The 17,488-nt window shown below is 36.8% G+C and carries 16 protein-coding genes, 1 pseudogene and 1 CRISPR repeat array; of the genes and pseudogenes, 15 read left to right on the plus strand and 2 right to left on the minus strand.

Going from position 1 to position 17,488, the window contains the following annotated elements:
* Positions 1-41 precede the first annotated feature (41 nt).
* Positions 42-407: a CRISPR direct-repeat array (repeat unit 36 nt; unit sequence GTTTTAGAGTCATGTTGTTTAGAATGGTACCAAAAC).
* Between the two features lie 194 nt (positions 408-601).
* The 9 genes from IGL48_RS02055 to IGL48_RS02095 all read left to right on the plus strand — a co-directional run bounded on the left by IGL48_RS02055 (position 602) and on the right by IGL48_RS02095 (position 6,153).
* Positions 602-880: a hypothetical protein gene (locus tag IGL48_RS02055; protein ID WP_010824399.1), complete on the plus strand. Its 279-nt coding sequence runs from the start codon at positions 602-604 to the stop codon at positions 878-880.
* Between the two features lie 2 nt (positions 881-882).
* Positions 883-1,245: a hypothetical protein gene (locus tag IGL48_RS02060; RefSeq protein ID WP_010824400.1), complete on the plus strand. Its 363-nt coding sequence runs from the start codon at positions 883-885 to the stop codon at positions 1,243-1,245.
* Complete coding sequence (locus IGL48_RS02065) at positions 1,239-2,912, plus strand: DNA/RNA non-specific endonuclease (RefSeq protein WP_010824401.1); 1,674 nt, start codon at positions 1,239-1,241, stop codon at positions 2,910-2,912. The genes IGL48_RS02060 and IGL48_RS02065 overlap by 7 nt, the downstream gene beginning before the upstream one ends.
* Positions 2,913-2,931: 19 nt before the next feature.
* Positions 2,932-3,414: a hypothetical protein gene (locus tag IGL48_RS02070; protein WP_010824402.1), complete on the plus strand. Its 483-nt coding sequence runs from the start codon at positions 2,932-2,934 to the stop codon at positions 3,412-3,414.
* A gap of 45 nt (positions 3,415-3,459) precedes the next feature.
* The gene (locus IGL48_RS02075; protein WP_239660137.1) at positions 3,460-3,915 is read left to right on the plus strand and encodes a hypothetical protein; all 456 of its coding nucleotides are present in this window, start codon (positions 3,460-3,462) and stop codon (positions 3,913-3,915) included.
* A 128-nt stretch (positions 3,916-4,043) separates the two neighbouring features.
* The gene (locus IGL48_RS02080; RefSeq protein WP_229236160.1) at positions 4,044-4,784 is read left to right on the plus strand and encodes a DNA/RNA non-specific endonuclease; all 741 of its coding nucleotides are present in this window, start codon (positions 4,044-4,046) and stop codon (positions 4,782-4,784) included.
* 17 nt (positions 4,785-4,801) lie between these two features.
* Complete coding sequence (locus IGL48_RS02085; RefSeq protein ID WP_010824405.1) at positions 4,802-5,281, plus strand: hypothetical protein; 480 nt, start codon at positions 4,802-4,804, stop codon at positions 5,279-5,281.
* A gap of 21 nt (positions 5,282-5,302) precedes the next feature.
* Positions 5,303-5,782, plus strand: a complete 480-nt coding sequence (locus IGL48_RS02090; protein WP_010824406.1) for a hypothetical protein — start codon at positions 5,303-5,305, stop codon at positions 5,780-5,782.
* 35 nt (positions 5,783-5,817) lie between these two features.
* Positions 5,818-6,153, plus strand: coding sequence for a hypothetical protein (locus IGL48_RS02095; protein ID WP_010824407.1), 336 nt, complete (start codon positions 5,818-5,820; stop codon positions 6,151-6,153).
* Between the two features lie 1,323 nt (positions 6,154-7,476).
* Here IGL48_RS02095 and IGL48_RS02100 read toward each other — a convergent pair.
* A pseudogene (locus IGL48_RS02100) lies at positions 7,477-8,489 on the minus strand (acyltransferase family protein).
* Positions 8,490-8,725: 236 nt separating this feature from the next.
* Between IGL48_RS02100 and IGL48_RS02105 the strand changes: the two are divergent.
* The 5 genes from IGL48_RS02105 to IGL48_RS02125 all read left to right on the plus strand — a co-directional run bounded on the left by IGL48_RS02105 (position 8,726) and on the right by IGL48_RS02125 (position 13,914).
* Positions 8,726-9,679, plus strand: a complete 954-nt coding sequence (locus IGL48_RS02105) for an ABC transporter ATP-binding protein (RefSeq protein ID WP_002363150.1) — start codon at positions 8,726-8,728, stop codon at positions 9,677-9,679.
* Positions 9,680-11,197, plus strand: coding sequence for an ABC transporter permease/substrate-binding protein (locus IGL48_RS02110; RefSeq protein WP_002355507.1), 1,518 nt, complete (start codon positions 9,680-9,682; stop codon positions 11,195-11,197).
* Positions 11,198-11,338: 141 nt separating this feature from the next.
* On the plus strand, positions 11,339-11,794 hold the full coding sequence (gene argR, locus IGL48_RS02115) for an arginine repressor (RefSeq protein ID WP_002355509.1): 456 nt from the start codon (positions 11,339-11,341) through the stop codon (positions 11,792-11,794).
* A 33-nt stretch (positions 11,795-11,827) separates the two neighbouring features.
* A complete protein-coding gene (locus tag IGL48_RS02120) occupies positions 11,828-13,336 on the plus strand; it encodes a phosphoglucomutase/phosphomannomutase (RefSeq protein ID WP_010824410.1) in 1,509 nt (502 codons plus the stop codon).
* A gap of 23 nt (positions 13,337-13,359) precedes the next feature.
* On the plus strand, positions 13,360-13,914 hold the full coding sequence (locus tag IGL48_RS02125) for a GNAT family N-acetyltransferase (protein WP_002367997.1): 555 nt from the start codon (positions 13,360-13,362) through the stop codon (positions 13,912-13,914).
* Positions 13,915-14,038: 124 nt separating this feature from the next.
* Here IGL48_RS02125 and IGL48_RS02130 read toward each other — a convergent pair whose 3' ends face one another.
* On the minus strand, positions 14,039-14,902 hold the full coding sequence (locus IGL48_RS02130; RefSeq protein WP_002364824.1) for an RluA family pseudouridine synthase: 864 nt from the start codon (positions 14,900-14,902) through the stop codon (positions 14,039-14,041).
* A 342-nt stretch (positions 14,903-15,244) separates the two neighbouring features.
* On the opposite strand from IGL48_RS02130, the gene IGL48_RS02135 reads away from it, so the two are divergent.
* Positions 15,245-17,431 (plus strand): PBP1A family penicillin-binding protein, encoded by a 2,187-nt coding sequence (locus tag IGL48_RS02135; protein ID WP_048949564.1) that lies wholly within the window; start codon positions 15,245-15,247, stop codon positions 17,429-17,431.
* The last annotated feature ends 57 nt before the right edge of the window (positions 17,432-17,488 follow it).

Here is a 17,488-nt window from a genome sequence, read left to right on the forward strand (position 1 = left end):
GATGCGAGTACGGAACTTTGGAGAAAAAATAATTCTCCGAGGTTTTAGAGTCATGTTGTTTAGAATGGTACCAAAACAAGCTTGCGTAAGTGCCTTATTCGCCATCTGTTTTAGAGTCATGTTGTTTAGAATGGTACCAAAACTTTCACCGAAGAACCTCATTTATTCCGTTCGTTTTAGAGTCATGTTGTTTAGAATGGTACCAAAACGAATCAAAAGTGGACATGGCGAACAATTGCGTTTTAGAGTCATGTTGTTTAGAATGGTACCAAAACGTGATAATGACGGCGAAACACGTAAACATAGTTTTAGAGTCATGTTGTTTAGAATGGTACCAAAACTTCATCAAACAGGTTGTGACTATGGCTGGTGTTTTAGAGTCATGTTGTTTAGAATGGTACCAAAACGGATATTTTGAATTTATGTTATAATTATTGGTTTTAGAGTCATGTTGTTATCTTCGAATGAAGAAGAGGAGTGCTAAAAGGTTACTGTTTCCAGTAGCCTTTTTTGTTATTTTTATTTCTTTCATTAAAAAAGTTTAGTAAAATGAAAGTATCTTAAATTTTAAGTGAAATAATTTTAATAAAGGAGAACAATGATGGAAGGAAAGATTGTTTCAAGTACGAGTTCAGCCCAAAGTGCTGTCTCAAAGTTGACTGGTATCAACGAGCGTTTAGAAGCCCCAAAGGTAACCTTTTCAGGAAGTACAGTTTCAGGAATGACCAAAGGCAAACAAGTAAATGCTCAAGTTTTAACAAACTTAACAGATTTAGCCAATTGTGTTTGGAAGCAAGCCGAGAAATTCCCACAAATTGCAGAAAAAATTGCTTATCGTGATCAACAATCTGCGGAACAATTCCGAGGAGGTGGGCGTTAAGTATGAGTGAAAAAGAGAGAAATGATGAATTACGTGCGACAATTACAAGAAAAATTGCCCAAGTAGAAGAACAGGAAGATATCTTATGTAGAGAAGAACGCAAGCAAATGGAACAATTAGAGAGCACGGTTCAAGAATTAAAAAGAGAAGAAGCTAAATACATGGATATTTTTCAACAACTACATTCATTAGGTGATCAAGATGCTCAGAAAACGAGCAGTTTTTTGCAAGCGATTACTTGCGATGTTAGAAATTCCTGTCAGAGTCAACAACAGCTTTTAGATGAAAATTATCGTTCACTCAAACGGAAATTAGACGATGACCGTGAAGCATTGTTCAGAGAGCGAGGGCAGATTCCATGGTAAGATATGTTCGAGCAGATTCTCAAGCGCTGGTTTCAAGTATGAAAACCACGATTCAGCAAGCACGGGAATTGACCAGCAAGTTAAATCAAGGCAGTCAACATTTGGTTCAATCGGTGGATGGCAAACAACTTTCAGGAGCTGCTTATACCGCTGGCAAAGGACTTTTTGAACAAGTCATTATTCCCACAATTAAACGAGCTGATCAAGCCATTCAATCGTTAGAACAGGATTTAGCAAGATACCGTCATGCTGAAATGGCGGTGGAACGCTGGTCGCTGATTGACTCAGAACTGCAACAAGAATTGATTCGTTCGCTACAACGTCAGCTTCGAACCATTGATTATCAAATTGACATGGCGAGACAATTGGAATCTTCTTTGATTGGCGAACTGGCGAAACCGCTTCTTCACGCCATTCACATGGACACACAACGTCTCCATAATGCCAAAGTTGCCTTACTGGACAAGTTGAGAGAAGCCGAACAAAAGCTAAATGGACTCAAACAATTTGACCATCAAACTGCTTTGCTTTTTGAAAATAGTTTACAACAATTGAAAATCGTGACACAATCCATTCAAATACTTAATGGTACCAAAGTGGATTCAGCCACAGGAAAGTATACATTACCAGTTGGTTTTGATCATTCTTGGTTTACTTCCGTGAAAAAACAAAGTGTTACTGATGAAAAGAAACAAATTGCGTTAACCAAAGGCATGGTTGAGTTAAACTTGCCTGTGGAAGCTCAGAAATATTATCAAGAAATTATGCAGGAAGCGTTAAAAAACGTTCCTGTGAAGCAATGGGACAAAGCCATTCAAGAACTGAATCAGCTGTTGTTATTTGATGAAAAAGGGAATATTTTGCGTGTCCTGCCTGCGAATTTTGGTGCAGGTAACGGCGTGATTATCCTGAAAAATGGCAAGAATGACAAGGAACTGACCGAGCAAGCCAACAAAGAACTAGACAAAAAACAATGGGAAGCCTTGAATGAATCGTTGTTGCAATTAGCAACAGGCGTGGTGACTGCATTAACTGGCTTAGGAATTACCGGATTGGACTTGGCAGGCACTTATTTCTCTGGTGGAACATTGGCAGCTGTTGGTGTCAGCCAAGCAGGCATGGTGGCTGGTGCCACAACGATGGGCGTAGGAGCTGTGGCTGTAACAGATGCCATTCGGAAAATGGGTGTGGCGACTTCTTCGGTGAGCTATAGCTTTGCACGGAATTATGGACACCAGCATAAAGATTTGAAACCGAATAATGAGTACAAATCAGGGGAACATGATTATGGGTATAAGACAGATGAGTTGGGGAGAATTTCGGAAGCAGAAGCACCTTCTTTAAAGTATAAAACACATTCTGGTAGAAAACGACATAATTCTAAAACACCAGACAAATTATCGGACGACCATGCGGGACATATCTTTGCGGATATGTTTGGTGGTTCACCAGAATTAAATAATCTGATTTCTCAAGCTAAAAATGTTAATTGGAAAAAATATGGGGATTTAGAACGGGCTTGGAAAAAAGCTTTAGATGCTGGTAAAGAGGTTTCTGTAAAGATAAAAATTAATTATAAAGGTAACTCTCTTAGACCTTCGTCATTCGATATTGATTACACTATTGATGGTGTAAGGAAACTTAGAACGATAGAAAACATAAATTAAAGGATAGGGAAGTGCGACAATGACTAAAGTCTTTGAAGATGAGTTTATGGATTGGCAAGCAGATATGGTTGCCATTGCAAGGGAATATATTGACGATCGAGCAGAAAAAATTTATTTGTATGGATCTATAGAAGAAGGAGAGTATTTCTTTAACTTATTTTATCAAATAAAAAATAAGGTTGTTTTCATGAATCAAGTAAATTCTGTTTTAACTGCTAGTGAAGAAAAATATGATATTTCTGATGATAGACAATACCAAGTTTTAAGAGTGGGTGTTGATGATTTAAAAGAAATAGCTGAAATTTGTAAGAAATATAAAAAAGAGATTCCTAGTCAGTTTAAATTATTTTATGATGTAAAACAGAATAGTTTAAAAACAAAATATAAATATGGGTTACTTTACTCCAATACAAGAGATTTAGATACCGATGATATTTTTATGTCCTGGTACGAAGAAGTAAAAAGTGCTGTAGAAAATCCCCAAGAATTTGGGTTTTACTAACTCATTGGTATATGTAATATGACAAAAATATTTGAAGATGAATTTATGGAGTGGCAAGCAGATATGGTGGATATCGTAGATGAGTATACAGAAGGACGAGCAGAAAACATTTATTTATATGGTTCAATAGAAGATGGTGGTTATTTCTTTAATTTATTTTTTAAGATAAAGGGTAAGATTCTTTTTATGCACCAAGTTAATTCGGTGTTATCTGAAAAAGATTTAAAATTTGATACGTCTGATTATAATCAAGGAAAGGTTCTTGAAGTTGGTGTAGATGATTTACAAAAAGTTGCTGATATTTGTAAAAAGTATAGTAAAGACATTCCTACAGAACTTAAATTATTTTATGATGTTAAAAATAATAGTCTAGATGCAAAGTATAAATATAACCCTATGTATTCGGATACCTATGAAATAGGGCCTGATGACCTCTTTATATCTTGGTACGAACAAGCAAAAAGTGCTGTAGAAAACCCACAAACATTCGGTTTTGAGTAACTAGAAGCATAATAATAAAATTCCTTTTCAAAATAGAATATATTTTGAAAGGAATTTTATTTACTCAAAAAGATAATTAAGTAACCTAAGCTTCTTACCAAACAATCATGAAAGAAGCGCTGAAAAATGTGCCACTTTCGCAATGGGATAAAGTTAACAAAGAATTATCAGACCAACAATTAGAAGTTTTGAACCAATCCTTATTGCAGTTGGCAACAGGTGTGGTGACTGCATTAACTGGCTTAGGAATCACAGGTTGGGACTTGGCAGGCACCTATTTCTCTGGCGGAACTTTAGCTTTAGCAGGAATTACCCAAATAGGCGTGGCTGTAGGAGCAACGACAACTGGCGCAGGAGTTGCGCTTGTCACTGATGTCATTACTAAAATGGGTGTGGCAAATGGACAAGTAAGTTACAGCTTTGTCCAGAACTATGGACAGCAACATAAAGATTTGAAACCTAATAATGAATACAAATCTGGGGAACATGACTATGGGTATAAGACAGATGAGTTGGGGAGGATTTCAGATGCTAATGCTAATTTGAAACTCAAGACACATCAAGGTAGAAAACGGCATAATCCTAATACACCAGATAAATTACCAGATGATCATGCAGGACATATCTTTGCGGATATGTTTGGTGGATCCCCTGAGTTAAATAATCTATTGTCGCAAGCTAAAAACGTAAATTTGAAAGATTACGGTCGTTTAGAGAGAACTTGGAAAAAAGCAATCGAAGCTGGAAAGGAAGTCTCTGTGAAAATAAAAATTCATTATAAAGGGAATTCTCTTCGTCCAAAGTCTTTTGATGTTAATTATACTATTGACGGGGTAGACTACTCTGCATTGATTGAAAATATAAATTAAACTTAGGAGAAACTTATATGACAAAAATATTTGAAGATGAATTTATGGACTGGCAAGCAGATATGGTAGATATTGCAAAAGAATATATTGACGATCGAGCAGAAAAAATTTATTTGTATGGATCTATAGAAGGAGGTACGTACGCCTTTAATTTATTTTATCAAATTAATAACAAAATTGTTTTTATGAGTAAGGTAAATGATGCGTTAAAAAATTTTGAAGAAAAATATGATGTATCAAGTGATAGGCGGCGGAAAGTATTGGAGATCGGTGTACAGGACTTAAAAGAAATAGCCGAAGTATGTAAGAAATATGATAAACCAATTCCCACTCAGTTTAAGCTGTATTATGATGTTCAAAAGAATAATCTAAAGGCAAAGTACCAGTATGATTTACAATATTCTAACACAGAAGACTTATATACCGATGATATTTTCATGGCTTGGTACGAAGAAGTAAAAAGTGCTGTAGAAAATCCCCAAGAATTTGGATTTTAATAACTTGTTGGAGAAAGTTAGATGACAAAAGTATTTGAAGATGAGTTTATGGAATGGCAAGTAGATATGGTTGCCATCGCAGAAGAATTTATTGAAGAGCGCGCAGAAAAAATTTATTTGTATGGTTCAATAGAAGGCGGTAGTTACTCATTTAACCTATTTTTTAAAATTAATAATAAAATTGTCACGATGGACGAAGTAAATACGGCATTAAAACCTGAAGAAAAAAAGTATGATAACTCTGACGATAGGTGTTGGGAGGCATTAAAGCTGGGTACGAAGGATTTACAAGAAATAGCTGAAGTATGCAAAAAGTATTCTAAACCTGTACCTACACAGTTTAAACTGTTTTATGATGTTAAACAAAACAGCCTTGAAGCAAAGTATAAATATGATTTTCAGTATTTAGATTCTGATGATTTAACTAACTATGATATTTTCATGGCTTGGTACGAAGAAGTAAAAAATGCTGTAGAAAATCCCCAAGAATTTGGATTTTAATAAAAAATACTATGAAGATAGTTAGTACGGTAGTCATGGATAAATACAAAAATAGTGAGAGCTATAAAGCAATAGGTAATGGCGTGTTTAAAGACTTAATTAATAAAAGATATGTGGTTACTTTATTTATTGAGTTAGAGGAAGGCGAAGATTTTCAGTATCCAGTAGAAGATATTTTAGATAGGTACTATGTGAATTGTACAGATTACATTTTTGAGAATGAGCAAGACAGAACGATGGTAGTTGAAATTGAAGATGGTAACGATGACAATTTTGATAGTTTAAAAACGATTCAGGAAATTGCGGGTTTAATGGGAAAGAGGGTATACAACCAAGAAGAAGGAGAATATTTAATTCTTAAAATAGAATAACAGTGAAGTTTTATTTTTTTCTTTCTCAAGATTTAAAATATTTTTCTATTTATTTGAACAAAAAACGGCTCTTTGTCAAATAATGTTGGTAAAGAGAAAGTTTGGTATAATGAAAGAGTAGAAACAAATCAATACATTCTAAACTGAAATCTAGCTATGGATAAGTGATGCGAGTACAGAACTTTGGAGAAAAAATAATTCTCCGAGGTTTTAGAGTCATGTTGTTTAGAATGGTACCAAAACTGAATCTTTAGACATGTGGAACAAAGACACGTTTTAGAGTCATGTTGTTTAGAATGGTACCAAAACACAAACAAATTGGCGCTACTACCTTTCACGGTTTTAGAGTCATGTTGTTTAGAATGGTACCAAAACGTAAATTTCTAGTGAGCGTTTTTGGTTTTCGTTTTAGAGTCATGTTGTTTAGAATGATACCAAAACTTAAACGTTCTATTCCCATTCGTTCCGACTGTTTTAGAGTCATGTTGTTTAGTTTTCGCAAATACGATATGATTGATGTAAAAATATCATTGATATGTATAAATATGGTTATTATATAAAAAATATAAGTAACGAATTAAAGCTTTGCTAGAGCAAGTGATGCGATTACGAAATTATTTAATTTTAGAGTCACGTTATTTATTACTTTACGAATAGAGAGTACGATTAGTTAAATATTTAGTTTTACAGCTATGTTGTTATTATATGTGTTGAACGAAGTTATTGATTTTAAAAGTAGTTGTTCCTCCTTTTTTTATATGCTACAATTTTTCTATATTAATTATTAGTTAAATATTTAAGGAGGTGATTATAATAAGAAGGAAAGGATTTAACAAAATAAAAAAAGAAATGGAATATGTTAAAGTAGTTACGAATTTACTAATGGTATCAAAATTTTTTACGCTACAGTCCGATGAAGATTTACATACATTAACTCTGTTTGGAACATTACTTATTTATATTTATAGACGCTTTGTAATGAATGCGCTTTCTACGAAACTGGATAATAAAAATTGGCATTTTTCAAATGCTACTTTATGTAGTTTACTTTTTTATAGTGGCTATGTATGTTCGCATTTATTTCTTTTGAATAAAAATCACTTATCTATAAATCAAGAATTAATCCCCAATTTATTGAAAATGACACTCCCTGTTTTATTAATATTTCATGCTTTTGTTGTACTATTTGATGATACAAAAAAGTAAAACTGAGGCCCCAATTAAAGTCAAGTTAACCACATTGAAAGATAAACCTTTCAATGTGGTTAAAGATGCTTAATGAGATTCATGAAACATAGAGAGCGGATTAATTTCCTATGTTCTTTATTTGTATATTTTCTTGGGAATCATTATTGATTGTGGATTAAAAAGATAATCCGCTCCCCGTTTCACCACAGGCATATTCGTAATAGCTAAATGAAGAGGGCTAAGAAGAAGAGTGCCAGGATTCGGAAAGTAAACCATTCTTTAAAGAGTGTGTCTAATTGCAAACCACTTTCCAACAGAATAATTAAGGGCATATGCAAGAGATAAGGGTAGAGAGTATCTTTTCCGAGGGCGCTTAAAGGTAACTTTCGTTTCGGCAATAATGCAAACCAAGAAAGAGACACCAATGCTGCAGCAACGTAAAAGAACAGCTGAATGAAACTACTGTATTCAAAGGCCGGACTAATTTCAGCGTAGGAAGCCCAACCAGTTAAGAAGCCCCAAAATTTCGTTGCCAATGACCATTGACTATTTACAAATAAAAAGGAGCTTAAAATTACGCCTATCGCTGCCCATTTGACTTTGCGATGATCTAAAAAGGTTTGTAGCTTTTGAATATCCATTAAGTAGCCACAATAGAAGAAAGGGAAGAAGCCCAGAGTCCGTCCTAAAGACAAGAAACCTTCCACAGGCAAATAGCCTGAGGCACAGCCGATAACAATGATGATGGGCAACATGATTTTCGGCTGAACGCGCTGAAGAAAGATGGTAATTAAGTAGAAACTTGCTAAGGAAAGTAAGTACCAAGGAACGCCTGTTTCGTTCAGTAAATCAAAATTCATTTTATTTGCAAAGGCGAAATTAGCAAGCGTAATCAACAACTTCGCTAAGAGATAAAGCCAAACAAAGGAAAGTAAGCGTAGATATTTTCGTTGTTTAATTGCATGTTTACTAAAGAGTCCAGAGACAAAAATAAAGGCTGGCATATGGAATGAATAGATCCAAAAGTTGATCGTTTCCATGAGTCGTGAAGGAGAAGCTTCACGATCTAAAATATGCCCAAAAATCACTAAGAAAATTAAAAAAAGTTTCACGTTGTCCCATTTATAAATTCGCTTGTCGTTTTCCATAACGATCACTCCTTTTAGTAGAAAACAGTTCACTTTTGTTTAAGGCAGAAGAGGACAATTTTTCCATTCATTGAGTAGATAATTGTAGATACGAACCGGCAGCCGTTAAATGAGCCCCCACATACTTGCGCTTAAAACAAAAAATTAGGCAGGATGTTAGTCTTAAATTATACTGAAAGAGTGACGATCCTCCAAAGATTTTGTTTATTAAGAAGTGAAAGATGCGGTGAAAATAAATGATAAAATTTCAAAATGTTTCAAAAGTATATCAAGAAAATGCCGTTTTGTCCGATGTGAATTTAACAATCCAACAAGGCGAATTTTTTGTATTAGTAGGGCCGAGTGGTAGTGGAAAAACGACGACTTTGAAAATGATTAATCGGCTCATTGAGCCAACGACAGGTGAAGTGGCTCTCAATGAACAAGCGGTAACCAACTACCCTTTACGTGAATTACGACTAAAAATTGGCTATGTTCTTCAGCAAATTGCCTTATTTCCTAACTTAACCGTGGCGGAAAATATTGAGTTGATTCCTGAAATGAAAAAATGGCCCAAAGAGCAACGCAGAGAGCGAACCATTGAACTATTGAAAAAAGTTCAGCTGGATCCTGAGGAATATCTGCATCGTAAGCCAGCAGCGCTTTCAGGAGGCGAACAACAACGTATCGGGATTTTACGCGCCATTGCAGCCGAACCAGAAGTGATTTTAATGGATGAACCTTTTAGCGCGCTAGATCCGATTTCAAGACATCATCTTCAACGTTTGGTGAAAGAACTTCATCAGGAATTAGCGAGTACCATTGTTTTTGTGACCCATGATATGAATGAAGCTTTATTGTTAGGTGAGCGCATCTGTATTATGGACGCTGGCAAAATTATTCAAGTCGATACGCCAGAAGCCATTCAAAAACATCCGAAAAATAATTTTGTCGGTCAATTTTTCAAACAATCTTCGCCAGAACTAGCGAACTATTGTGGCGCTGACTTGACTGCATTTTTAGAAGCCGCAGATGAGACGATTGAGCCAGTGCCGACTGTTTTCATGGAAACCAATTTAAAAGAGATTGTCCAACTCATTAATGCGCAAGAGAAAGCAAATTTAGTAGAAAAACAACAAGTTTTAGGGTGTATCACCTCAAAAACGATTACTCGTTTTATGGAACAACTGTTGGAAAGCGAGGGACAGTAGATGCAAGCACTGATTGAAACTTTTTTCGCTCGAAAAGAAGAATATCTGCAAGCGTTAATCGAGCATATGCAATTATCCTTTATCTCGTTATTATTCGCTGCATTGATTGCAATTCCTTTAGCCATTTATTTAACGAGTCATCGTAAGTTAGCGGAAAGTCTGTTACAAGTGACTGGGATTTTCCAAACCATCCCTTCTTTAGCCTTGCTAGGCTTACTGATTCCGTTAATTGGTATTGGTCGACCACCGGCAATTGTTGCGCTAGTGATTTATGCCTTATTCCCAATTTTACAAAACACCTATACTGGTTTGACGGAAATTGATCCTTCGTTAGAAGAAGCCGCAGAAGCATTTGGGATGAGTAAAAAAGAAAAACTGTTTAAGTTTGAGTTGCAAATGGCATTACCATTTATTATTTCAGGTATTCGAACGGCTACCGTTTTAATTATTGGTACGGCCACGTTGGCGGCGTTAATTGGAGCAGGCGGTTTAGGGACCTTCATTTTATTAGGAATTGATCGAAATAATTTATCGTTGATTTTTATTGGAGCCCTTTCATCGGCTGCACTAGCAGTCTTATTTAATTATGGAATTCATTGGTTAGAAAAAGCGAATGGGCGGCGACTAATCATTGGCGGTACTATTTTAGGCCTTTTGTTAGGTGGTTCATTTTTCTGGAATCAACAAACTTCTTCAAAGGAAAAACAGCTGACAATTGCTGGCAAATTAGGAGCGGAACCAGATATTATTATTAATATGTATAAAGCCTTAATTGAAGAAAATAGCGACATTCAGGTGACGTTAAAGCCAAACTTTGGCAAGACTACTTTTTTATATAATGCCTTGAAATCAGATGAAATCGATCTTTATCCGGAATTTACAGGAACAGTGATCGAAACCTTTTTAAAAAATCCTCCTCAGCTAGACAATCAACCTCAAGTAGTCTATGAAGCGGCACGCGCTGGCTTGAAAAAGCAAGAAAACCTTACTTTGTTGAAACCGATGCGCTATGAAAATACGTATGCCGTCGCAGTTAAGCGCTCATTTGCAAAAGCGCATCAATTAAAAACGATTAGTGATTTACAGAAAATTAGCAATCAGTTGAAAGCAGGTTTTACGTTAGAATTTATTGATCGGCAAGATGGTTATAAGGGATTACAAGAAAAATATCATTTAAATCTGAATGTCCAATCGATGGAACCAGCATTACGCTACCAGGCGATTAATAATGGTGAGGTAAATGTGATTGATGCCTATTCAACGGATAGTGAATTGAGACAATACGATTTAGTAACGTTAGAAGATGATCAAGCGCTATTTCCGCCTTATCAAGGAGCACCACTTATTAAAACAGCAACGTTGGAAAAATATCCAGAATTAGCAGAAATATTGAATAAATTGGCAGGAAAAATTAGCGAAGAAGAAATGAGTGAAATGAATTATCAAGTCAATGTGGAGGGGCAAGATCCTAGCATAGTGGCGAAAGACTATTTAAAAGAAAAGAATCTTCTTAAATAAGTATTTTTTACTGAAAAAGACTGGTATATAAACATTTATCCAGTCTTTTTCAGATAAATAAAGAGTTTAATGTGAAAAGTACCTGTATTTTTACTCATTTTTGGATATAATAAAAGAAATGAATGGAGAGGAGTGGTCTATATGAAAAAAGCAGAACGTCAACGTTTGATTAAACAATTAATTATGCAACAAGAAATTGAAACACAAGATGAATTAATCACTCGTTTGGAAGAACTTGGCGTCCGAGCCACTCAAGCGACTGTTTCAAGAGATATCCGTGAAATGAGTATTGTTAAAACACATGGTGCAGATGGTCGTGTCAAATATGCAATTTTTTCTCAAGCACAAGGCACAAGCAGTGAAGAGAAATTACGAGAATCAGTGAAAGATTCAGTTGTTCGAATGGAGCGAGTACAATTTATTGTCATCTTGCATACAGAGATGGGGAATGCCGATGTGGTGAGTAACTTTTTAGATGAAGTAGCTTATCCAGAAGTGGCGGGTACAGTGGCTGGTGCGGATACGATTATTGTGATTACACGTTCAGAAGAGGATGCGGAACACTTTATCGAACGCATCGAAAATATGATTTTTTAAAATTGAAAGCATCAATAGAAGGGAGTTTTTTTCTTGGTAGAATTGAAAGCGCTACAAAATGGTTCGGATATTCGGGGAATTGCTTTGGATACGGAAGAACAAACTGCAACATTAACCGCAACAGCAGTAGCCGAGATTGCGGTGGGCGTGGTTCGTTGGTTACAGGACAAAAAACAGCTGCCACGAAAGGCACAACAGCGCCTGACAATTGCAATCGGACATGATAGTCGTCTAACGGCGGAGCCGATTAAGCAAGCATTAGTAGATACGTTTCTTTCATTAGGCATTCAGGTGATTGACGTTGGTTTAGCTACGACGCCTGCTATGTTTATGGCTACTCAATTTTCAACGCTTCAATGTGATGCAGCGATTATGATCACAGCTAGCCATTTGCCTTACTATTTTAATGGCTTGAAGTTCTTCACGGCAGAAGGTGGAGCAGAGAAAGAAGATATTCGGTATATTTTATCTCATACTGATCCGCTGACAGCCAATGAAAATGGCACACTGATGAAGCAAGAGTTACTGCCAATTTATGCGGAGCATTTGGTGGAAAAAATCCGCCAAGGAATTCATTCGCCAGAAGAGAAACCTTTACAGGGCTTTCGAATTATCGTTGATGCGGGTAATGGGGCTGGGGGCTTCTTTGCGGAGCAGGTTCTTCAAGTTTTGGGCGCTGATACGACGGGATCACAGTTTTTAGAACCAGATGGGCATTTTCCTAATCATGTACCTAATCCAGATAATTCTGAAGCAATGAAAAGTATTCAAACAGCTGTTTTAGCTAATCAGGCAGATTTGGGCATTATTTTTGATACAGATGTAGATCGTTCGGCTGTGGTGGACCAATCAGGTGAGGTACTAAACCGAAATAATTTAATTGCTGTTTTAGCGGCAATCGTTTTAAAAGAAGCGCCTGGTAGTTATATTGTGACAAATTCGCCAACCTCAAGTCATTTAAAAACATTTATTGAAGAAAAAGGCGGCCAACAGATTCGTTATATTTCTGGTTACCGAAATGTCATTAATAAAATGATTGAATTGAATCATGGGGGCTTTCAGACACCGTTAGCTATTGAAACCAGTGGTCATGCAGCGTTTCAAGAAAACTACAATCTGGATGATGGTGCATATGTCGTGGCGAAAATTTTAATGTTGTTACCAGAATTGAAACAAAACAATCAAACGTTAGGTGATCTGATTGCTACGTTGAAGCAACCGGCAGAAACCAACGAATTTCGCTTCAAAATTACTGCGGAGGATGTTACTTGTTATGGGCAACAAGTCTTGCGAGACTTTGAATTGTTTGTAGAAAATCAAGCAGACTTTGCTGTGGACCGTGAAAACCAAGAAGGTGTTCGAGGAAACGTGTCTGGTCAATATGGCAGTGGGTGGTTTTTACTACGCTTAAGTCTGCATGAACCGTTGCTTGTTCTTCAGGTAGAGAATGACCAAAGCGATAAAAATGCGTGTGTCATCGAAAAAATTACCACTTTTTTACAAAAATACGAGGAAATAGATAGTCAGCAAATAGAAAAATAATCTAGGAAATTAAAGGTGTTCTTATGGAAAATGTCTTAAAAGGAAAACACATTGGCTTTTCTCATTTTAGAGAAGAATATATCGAACATATTGCAAAACAGCAATGGGATAATGAATTGCTTCGGCATTTGAGCTGGGATGCTTTACATCCGTGGGGGCTTGAAGAATGGAAAGATTTCACAATTAATAAAGGAGAAGATGATCGATTTCTATTTGCTATTTTAGAAAATACGACAGAGGAATTTATTGGTTGGGTTTCGTTGTCTGATGTACAGTTGAAAAATAGAGGGGCCAATTTAGGGATTGCTATTTTACAAAAAGAGCAACGTGGTCAAGGATATGGCTTTGAGGCGGTGTCTTTAATTTGTAAATTTGCTTTTTATGAATTGGGCTTGCACAAAATCAGATTAGCTGTCAATAGTAACAATCAAAAAGCGATTCATGTTTATGAAAAAGTAGGCTTTAAAAAAGAAGGAATTGATAGAGAAGCATTATTTCAAGATGGCCAATGGCTGGATATCTACAATTACGGAATTTTACAAAAAGAGTGGCTACAAATGATTAAGGCTGAGAGTTAGCTCAGGAACTGTTTAACACCAAGACACTTAGCAAACGCAGATATGCCGTTCTCAGCAGTGAATGTGCGGTAAAATAAAAAAACAGAAGAAATCGGCGGTTACCGTCCGATTTCTTCTGTTTTTTTTACCATAGGCCAGGCGCTGCAGTCACAACGATTTGTTTTTTTGTAAACGGATGGAGTAAATGAAGTTGTGAAGCATGGAGCATTAAACGAGCTGCCTGCGATTTTGGGTTGTATAACGGATCACCAATAATTGGATGCCCTTCGCTAGCTAAATGGACCCGAATTTGGTGCGTCCGACCTGTTTCTAAAACACAGGTAACTGCAGTTTGATTATTAGAAAGAGCTTGGACCACTTGGACATGTGTAATCGCTGAATCCCCTTTTTGAGGATCAATCCGTCGTTTCCGGCGATCATGTCGATCACGACCGATCGGCTGATTGATTGTCTGCTCTTTTTGGTTAAAGTGACCAGCCACAATCGCTTGATATTGGCGGTAAATTTGTTTTGTTTCTAATAAACGCCCTAAAATAGGTAAGACAAAAGGATTTTTAGCAAAGACAATCGCACCACTGGTTTCTTTATCTAATCGATGAACGACATAAGGGACCTGATTTTTCTCAGCTAAATAGGCAGCAACATGATTTAACAAGGTGTCTGTTTCCTGTGGCTGATTTGGATGGGTTTTAATGCCATAAGGTTTATTTACAATCATTAAATGTTCATCTTCATATAGAACCTTCACACGCGTTGCTTCCCCCAAATGAATAGTGGGACGTACATAATCGGTTTCTTCAAACGTTAAGGTGACACAATCGCCAGCTTGGACTGGAAAATGAAAAGCAGCTGTTTCTCCGTTGATTTTGACATTTTTTCGCGTGCGTAAAAAATGGCGTACTTTTCGAGGGACTAGCCACTCATTTTCTAATAGTTCTTTTACAGTCATTGTTGAAAAATTTTCAGGTAATCTCATTGAATATTCCACCAAATCCCACCTTTCACTGATTCGCTATTTAGTGTAACAAAGCTACTCAAAAGGTCAAGTCAGAACGGAAAAAAAGCTGAAATTTGTTAGAAAGGCAGTTCCTTGAGAGATTCTTAAACAAATTTACATAAAAAACGAAGAAAAGCATGATAGAATAGAGGCTAAATAAAGACTCGTTTCTAAACGTAAGCAATTATTTACCTCTAGTGAAGGCCACATTTCCTTTGCTACAGCGAAAAGACCATTGAAATTGTTTTTCAAGAATTTTTCATGCTTTAGACCTAGGTCGTACCCACAAGAATATGGTAGACTTAGCCAAGAAACGTAAACAGAGGGAGTACTATGGACAATCTTAAACAATTTTTTAGTAAAGTCGGTGTCGGATTACGTCATTTTTGGACGTGGATAAAGCCTTATTTAATACAATTCCATCAAGCCAGAAAGCGGATTTGGAAAAAGTATCAAATCAATAAAATTTTCTTGTTAATTGGTTTGGTAGTCGCTTTAGGTGCCAGTATTTATTTATTTTACTTAGCCAAGTCCGCAAACGTTGAGACCCTAAAATCGGGGCTAAGTGAATCAACACGCGTTTATGATGAGTCAGGAGAGGAAGTTGGAAAATTATTCGGGCAAAAAGGGACTTTTGTGGAACTGGATAATATTTCTCCTTATATTCAAGATGCGGTTATTTCAACTGAAGATCGCGGGTTTTATCAACATAAAGGGTATTCCATCAAAGGGATTGCCCGTGCGGTTGTTGGAAAATTGACCTTCGGGAAAATCGGTGGCGGTGGTGGCGGAAGTACAATTACGCAGCAATTAGCCAAAAATGCTTACTTAACGCAAGAGCAAACGTTAGATAGGAAAGCCAGAGAATTATTCTTAGCGATTGAAATCGAAAAGAAATATTCGAAAAAAGATATCTTGGCAATGTATTTAAATAATTCTTATTTTGGTAATGGTGTCTGGGGCGTGCAAGATGCAGCTCGTAAATACTTTGGCGTGGATGCGTCCCAAGTTACAGTGGGGGAAGCCGCAACGCTAGCGGGCATGTTAAAAGGGCCAGGAATCTATAACCCAATTGATTACATTGACAATGCCACAGCGCGACGGAATACCGTTTTACAACTTATGGTCGACAATAAAAAACTGTCTCAAGAAGAAGCCAATCAAGAAGCGAGTGTTAACTTAGCGAGTCTATTAAATGACACCTATGTTGGCGACGAAAATAGTTACAAATATCCATATTATTTTGATGCGGTAATTGATGAAGCGGTCAATCGTTATAAATTTAAAGAAGAAGATATTTTAAATAAGGGCTACAAGATTTATACTTCTTTAAATCAAAAATATCAAGATGCGATGGATGCAACTTATAAAAATGATGCACTATTTCCACCCAATGCAGAAGATGGTGCCATGGTTCAAAGTGGCTCTGTAGCCATTGATCCGAAAACCGGCGGCGTGCAAGCACTGGTGGGCGGTCGAGGAGAACACGTTTATCGAGGCTTTAACTTTGCAACGCAAACAAAACGTTCACCAGGCTCGTCCTTAAAACCAATTTCTGTCTATACACCAGCTTTAGAGGATGGCTATAAACCAGACTCTGTTTTAGAAGATAAACCACAAGATTATTATCCAGCGCAAAACTATAGCCGAACGTACAGTGGAGAAGTTCCTATGTACCAAGCCTTAGGAGAAAGCTTAAATTTACCAGCGGTATGGTTATTACATCAAATTGGTTTAGATAAAGGCTATGAAAAAACAGAGAAATTTGGCATTCCATTATCAGAAAAAGATCGATATTATGGTTTAGCACTTGGGGGATTACAAACGGGTGTTTCGCCACTAACCATGGCGGGAGCTTATAGTGCCTTTGCCAATGAAGGCTATAAAACTGAAACGCATTTAATTACAAAAATCGTCGACTCAACTGGCGCAATTGTAGTTGATAATACTAAAGTCAAGAAAGAGCAAGTCATTACCAAAGATGTTGCAGATGGGATTACAAGTATGCTACTAGGGGTCTTTAGTTCTGGGAGCGGGGTCAACGCACAACCAGCAGGCTACGTAATGGCTGGTAAAACAGGTACGACAGAAACCAACTTCGATAGTAGTAAAACGAACGATCAGTGGGTGATTGGTTATACACCAGAAGTTGTCATTGCTACTTGGCTAGGCTTCCAAGAAACCAGTAAAACCCATTATCTGGAAGGTAGTAGCGCCACATATGCCTCTCAGGTGTTCAACAGTCAAGCTAGTGGCATCTTGCCTGAAGTTAAACAAGCACAATTTCCTGTCGCGGATGCTTATGCCACAGGTGGGAAAGTTGTTGATAGCAACGATAGTTTAACCGGTGGTGCCAATTCTAATTGGCGGGATAACTTAAAAGACTTTGGAAACTCTGTTCAAGATGGCGCTAGCAATTTCGGAGATACATTGAATGAAGTTGGGGGACAAATTAAAGACGGCGCGAAAAAAGTCAAAGACAAGATTGAAGGAATTTTCGGAGGCTTATTAGGAAATTAGTTGGGAAAACCTAAGAGAAATGGTACAATAAAGATGAAACTATTGAGAAAAGAGGGA

Source organism: Enterococcus sp. DIV1090 (genome assembly GCF_050537975.1).
Taxonomy (GTDB): Bacteria; Bacillota; Bacilli; order Lactobacillales; family Enterococcaceae; genus Enterococcus; species Enterococcus faecalis.

What these genes read in the sequence shown, in the direction of transcription:
- IGL48_RS02110 (WP_002355507.1), top strand. Translation starts at nt 9,680, where the DNA reads ATGCAAGCACTGATTGAAACTTTTTTCGCTCGAAAAGAAGAATATCTG.
- IGL48_RS02070 (WP_010824402.1), top strand. Translation starts at nt 2,932, where the DNA reads ATGACTAAAGTCTTTGAAGATGAGTTTATGGATTGGCAAGCAGATATG.
- IGL48_RS02085 (WP_010824405.1), top strand. Translation starts at nt 4,802, where the DNA reads ATGACAAAAATATTTGAAGATGAATTTATGGACTGGCAAGCAGATATG.
- IGL48_RS02135 (WP_048949564.1), top strand. Translation starts at nt 15,245, where the DNA reads ATGGACAATCTTAAACAATTTTTTAGTAAAGTCGGTGTCGGATTACGT.
- IGL48_RS02060 (WP_010824400.1), top strand. Translation starts at nt 883, where the DNA reads ATGAGTGAAAAAGAGAGAAATGATGAATTACGTGCGACAATTACAAGA.
- IGL48_RS02095 (WP_010824407.1), top strand. Translation starts at nt 5,818, where the DNA reads ATGGATAAATACAAAAATAGTGAGAGCTATAAAGCAATAGGTAATGGC.
- IGL48_RS02125 (WP_002367997.1), top strand. Translation starts at nt 13,360, where the DNA reads ATGGAAAATGTCTTAAAAGGAAAACACATTGGCTTTTCTCATTTTAGA.
- IGL48_RS02075 (WP_239660137.1), top strand. Translation starts at nt 3,460, where the DNA reads ATGGAGTGGCAAGCAGATATGGTGGATATCGTAGATGAGTATACAGAA.
- IGL48_RS02065 (WP_010824401.1), top strand. Translation starts at nt 1,239, where the DNA reads ATGGTAAGATATGTTCGAGCAGATTCTCAAGCGCTGGTTTCAAGTATG.
- IGL48_RS02090 (WP_010824406.1), top strand. Translation starts at nt 5,303, where the DNA reads ATGACAAAAGTATTTGAAGATGAGTTTATGGAATGGCAAGTAGATATG.
- IGL48_RS02105 (WP_002363150.1), top strand. Translation starts at nt 8,726, where the DNA reads ATGATAAAATTTCAAAATGTTTCAAAAGTATATCAAGAAAATGCCGTT.
- IGL48_RS02055 (WP_010824399.1), top strand. Translation starts at nt 602, where the DNA reads ATGGAAGGAAAGATTGTTTCAAGTACGAGTTCAGCCCAAAGTGCTGTC.
- argR (WP_002355509.1), top strand. Translation starts at nt 11,339, where the DNA reads ATGAAAAAAGCAGAACGTCAACGTTTGATTAAACAATTAATTATGCAA.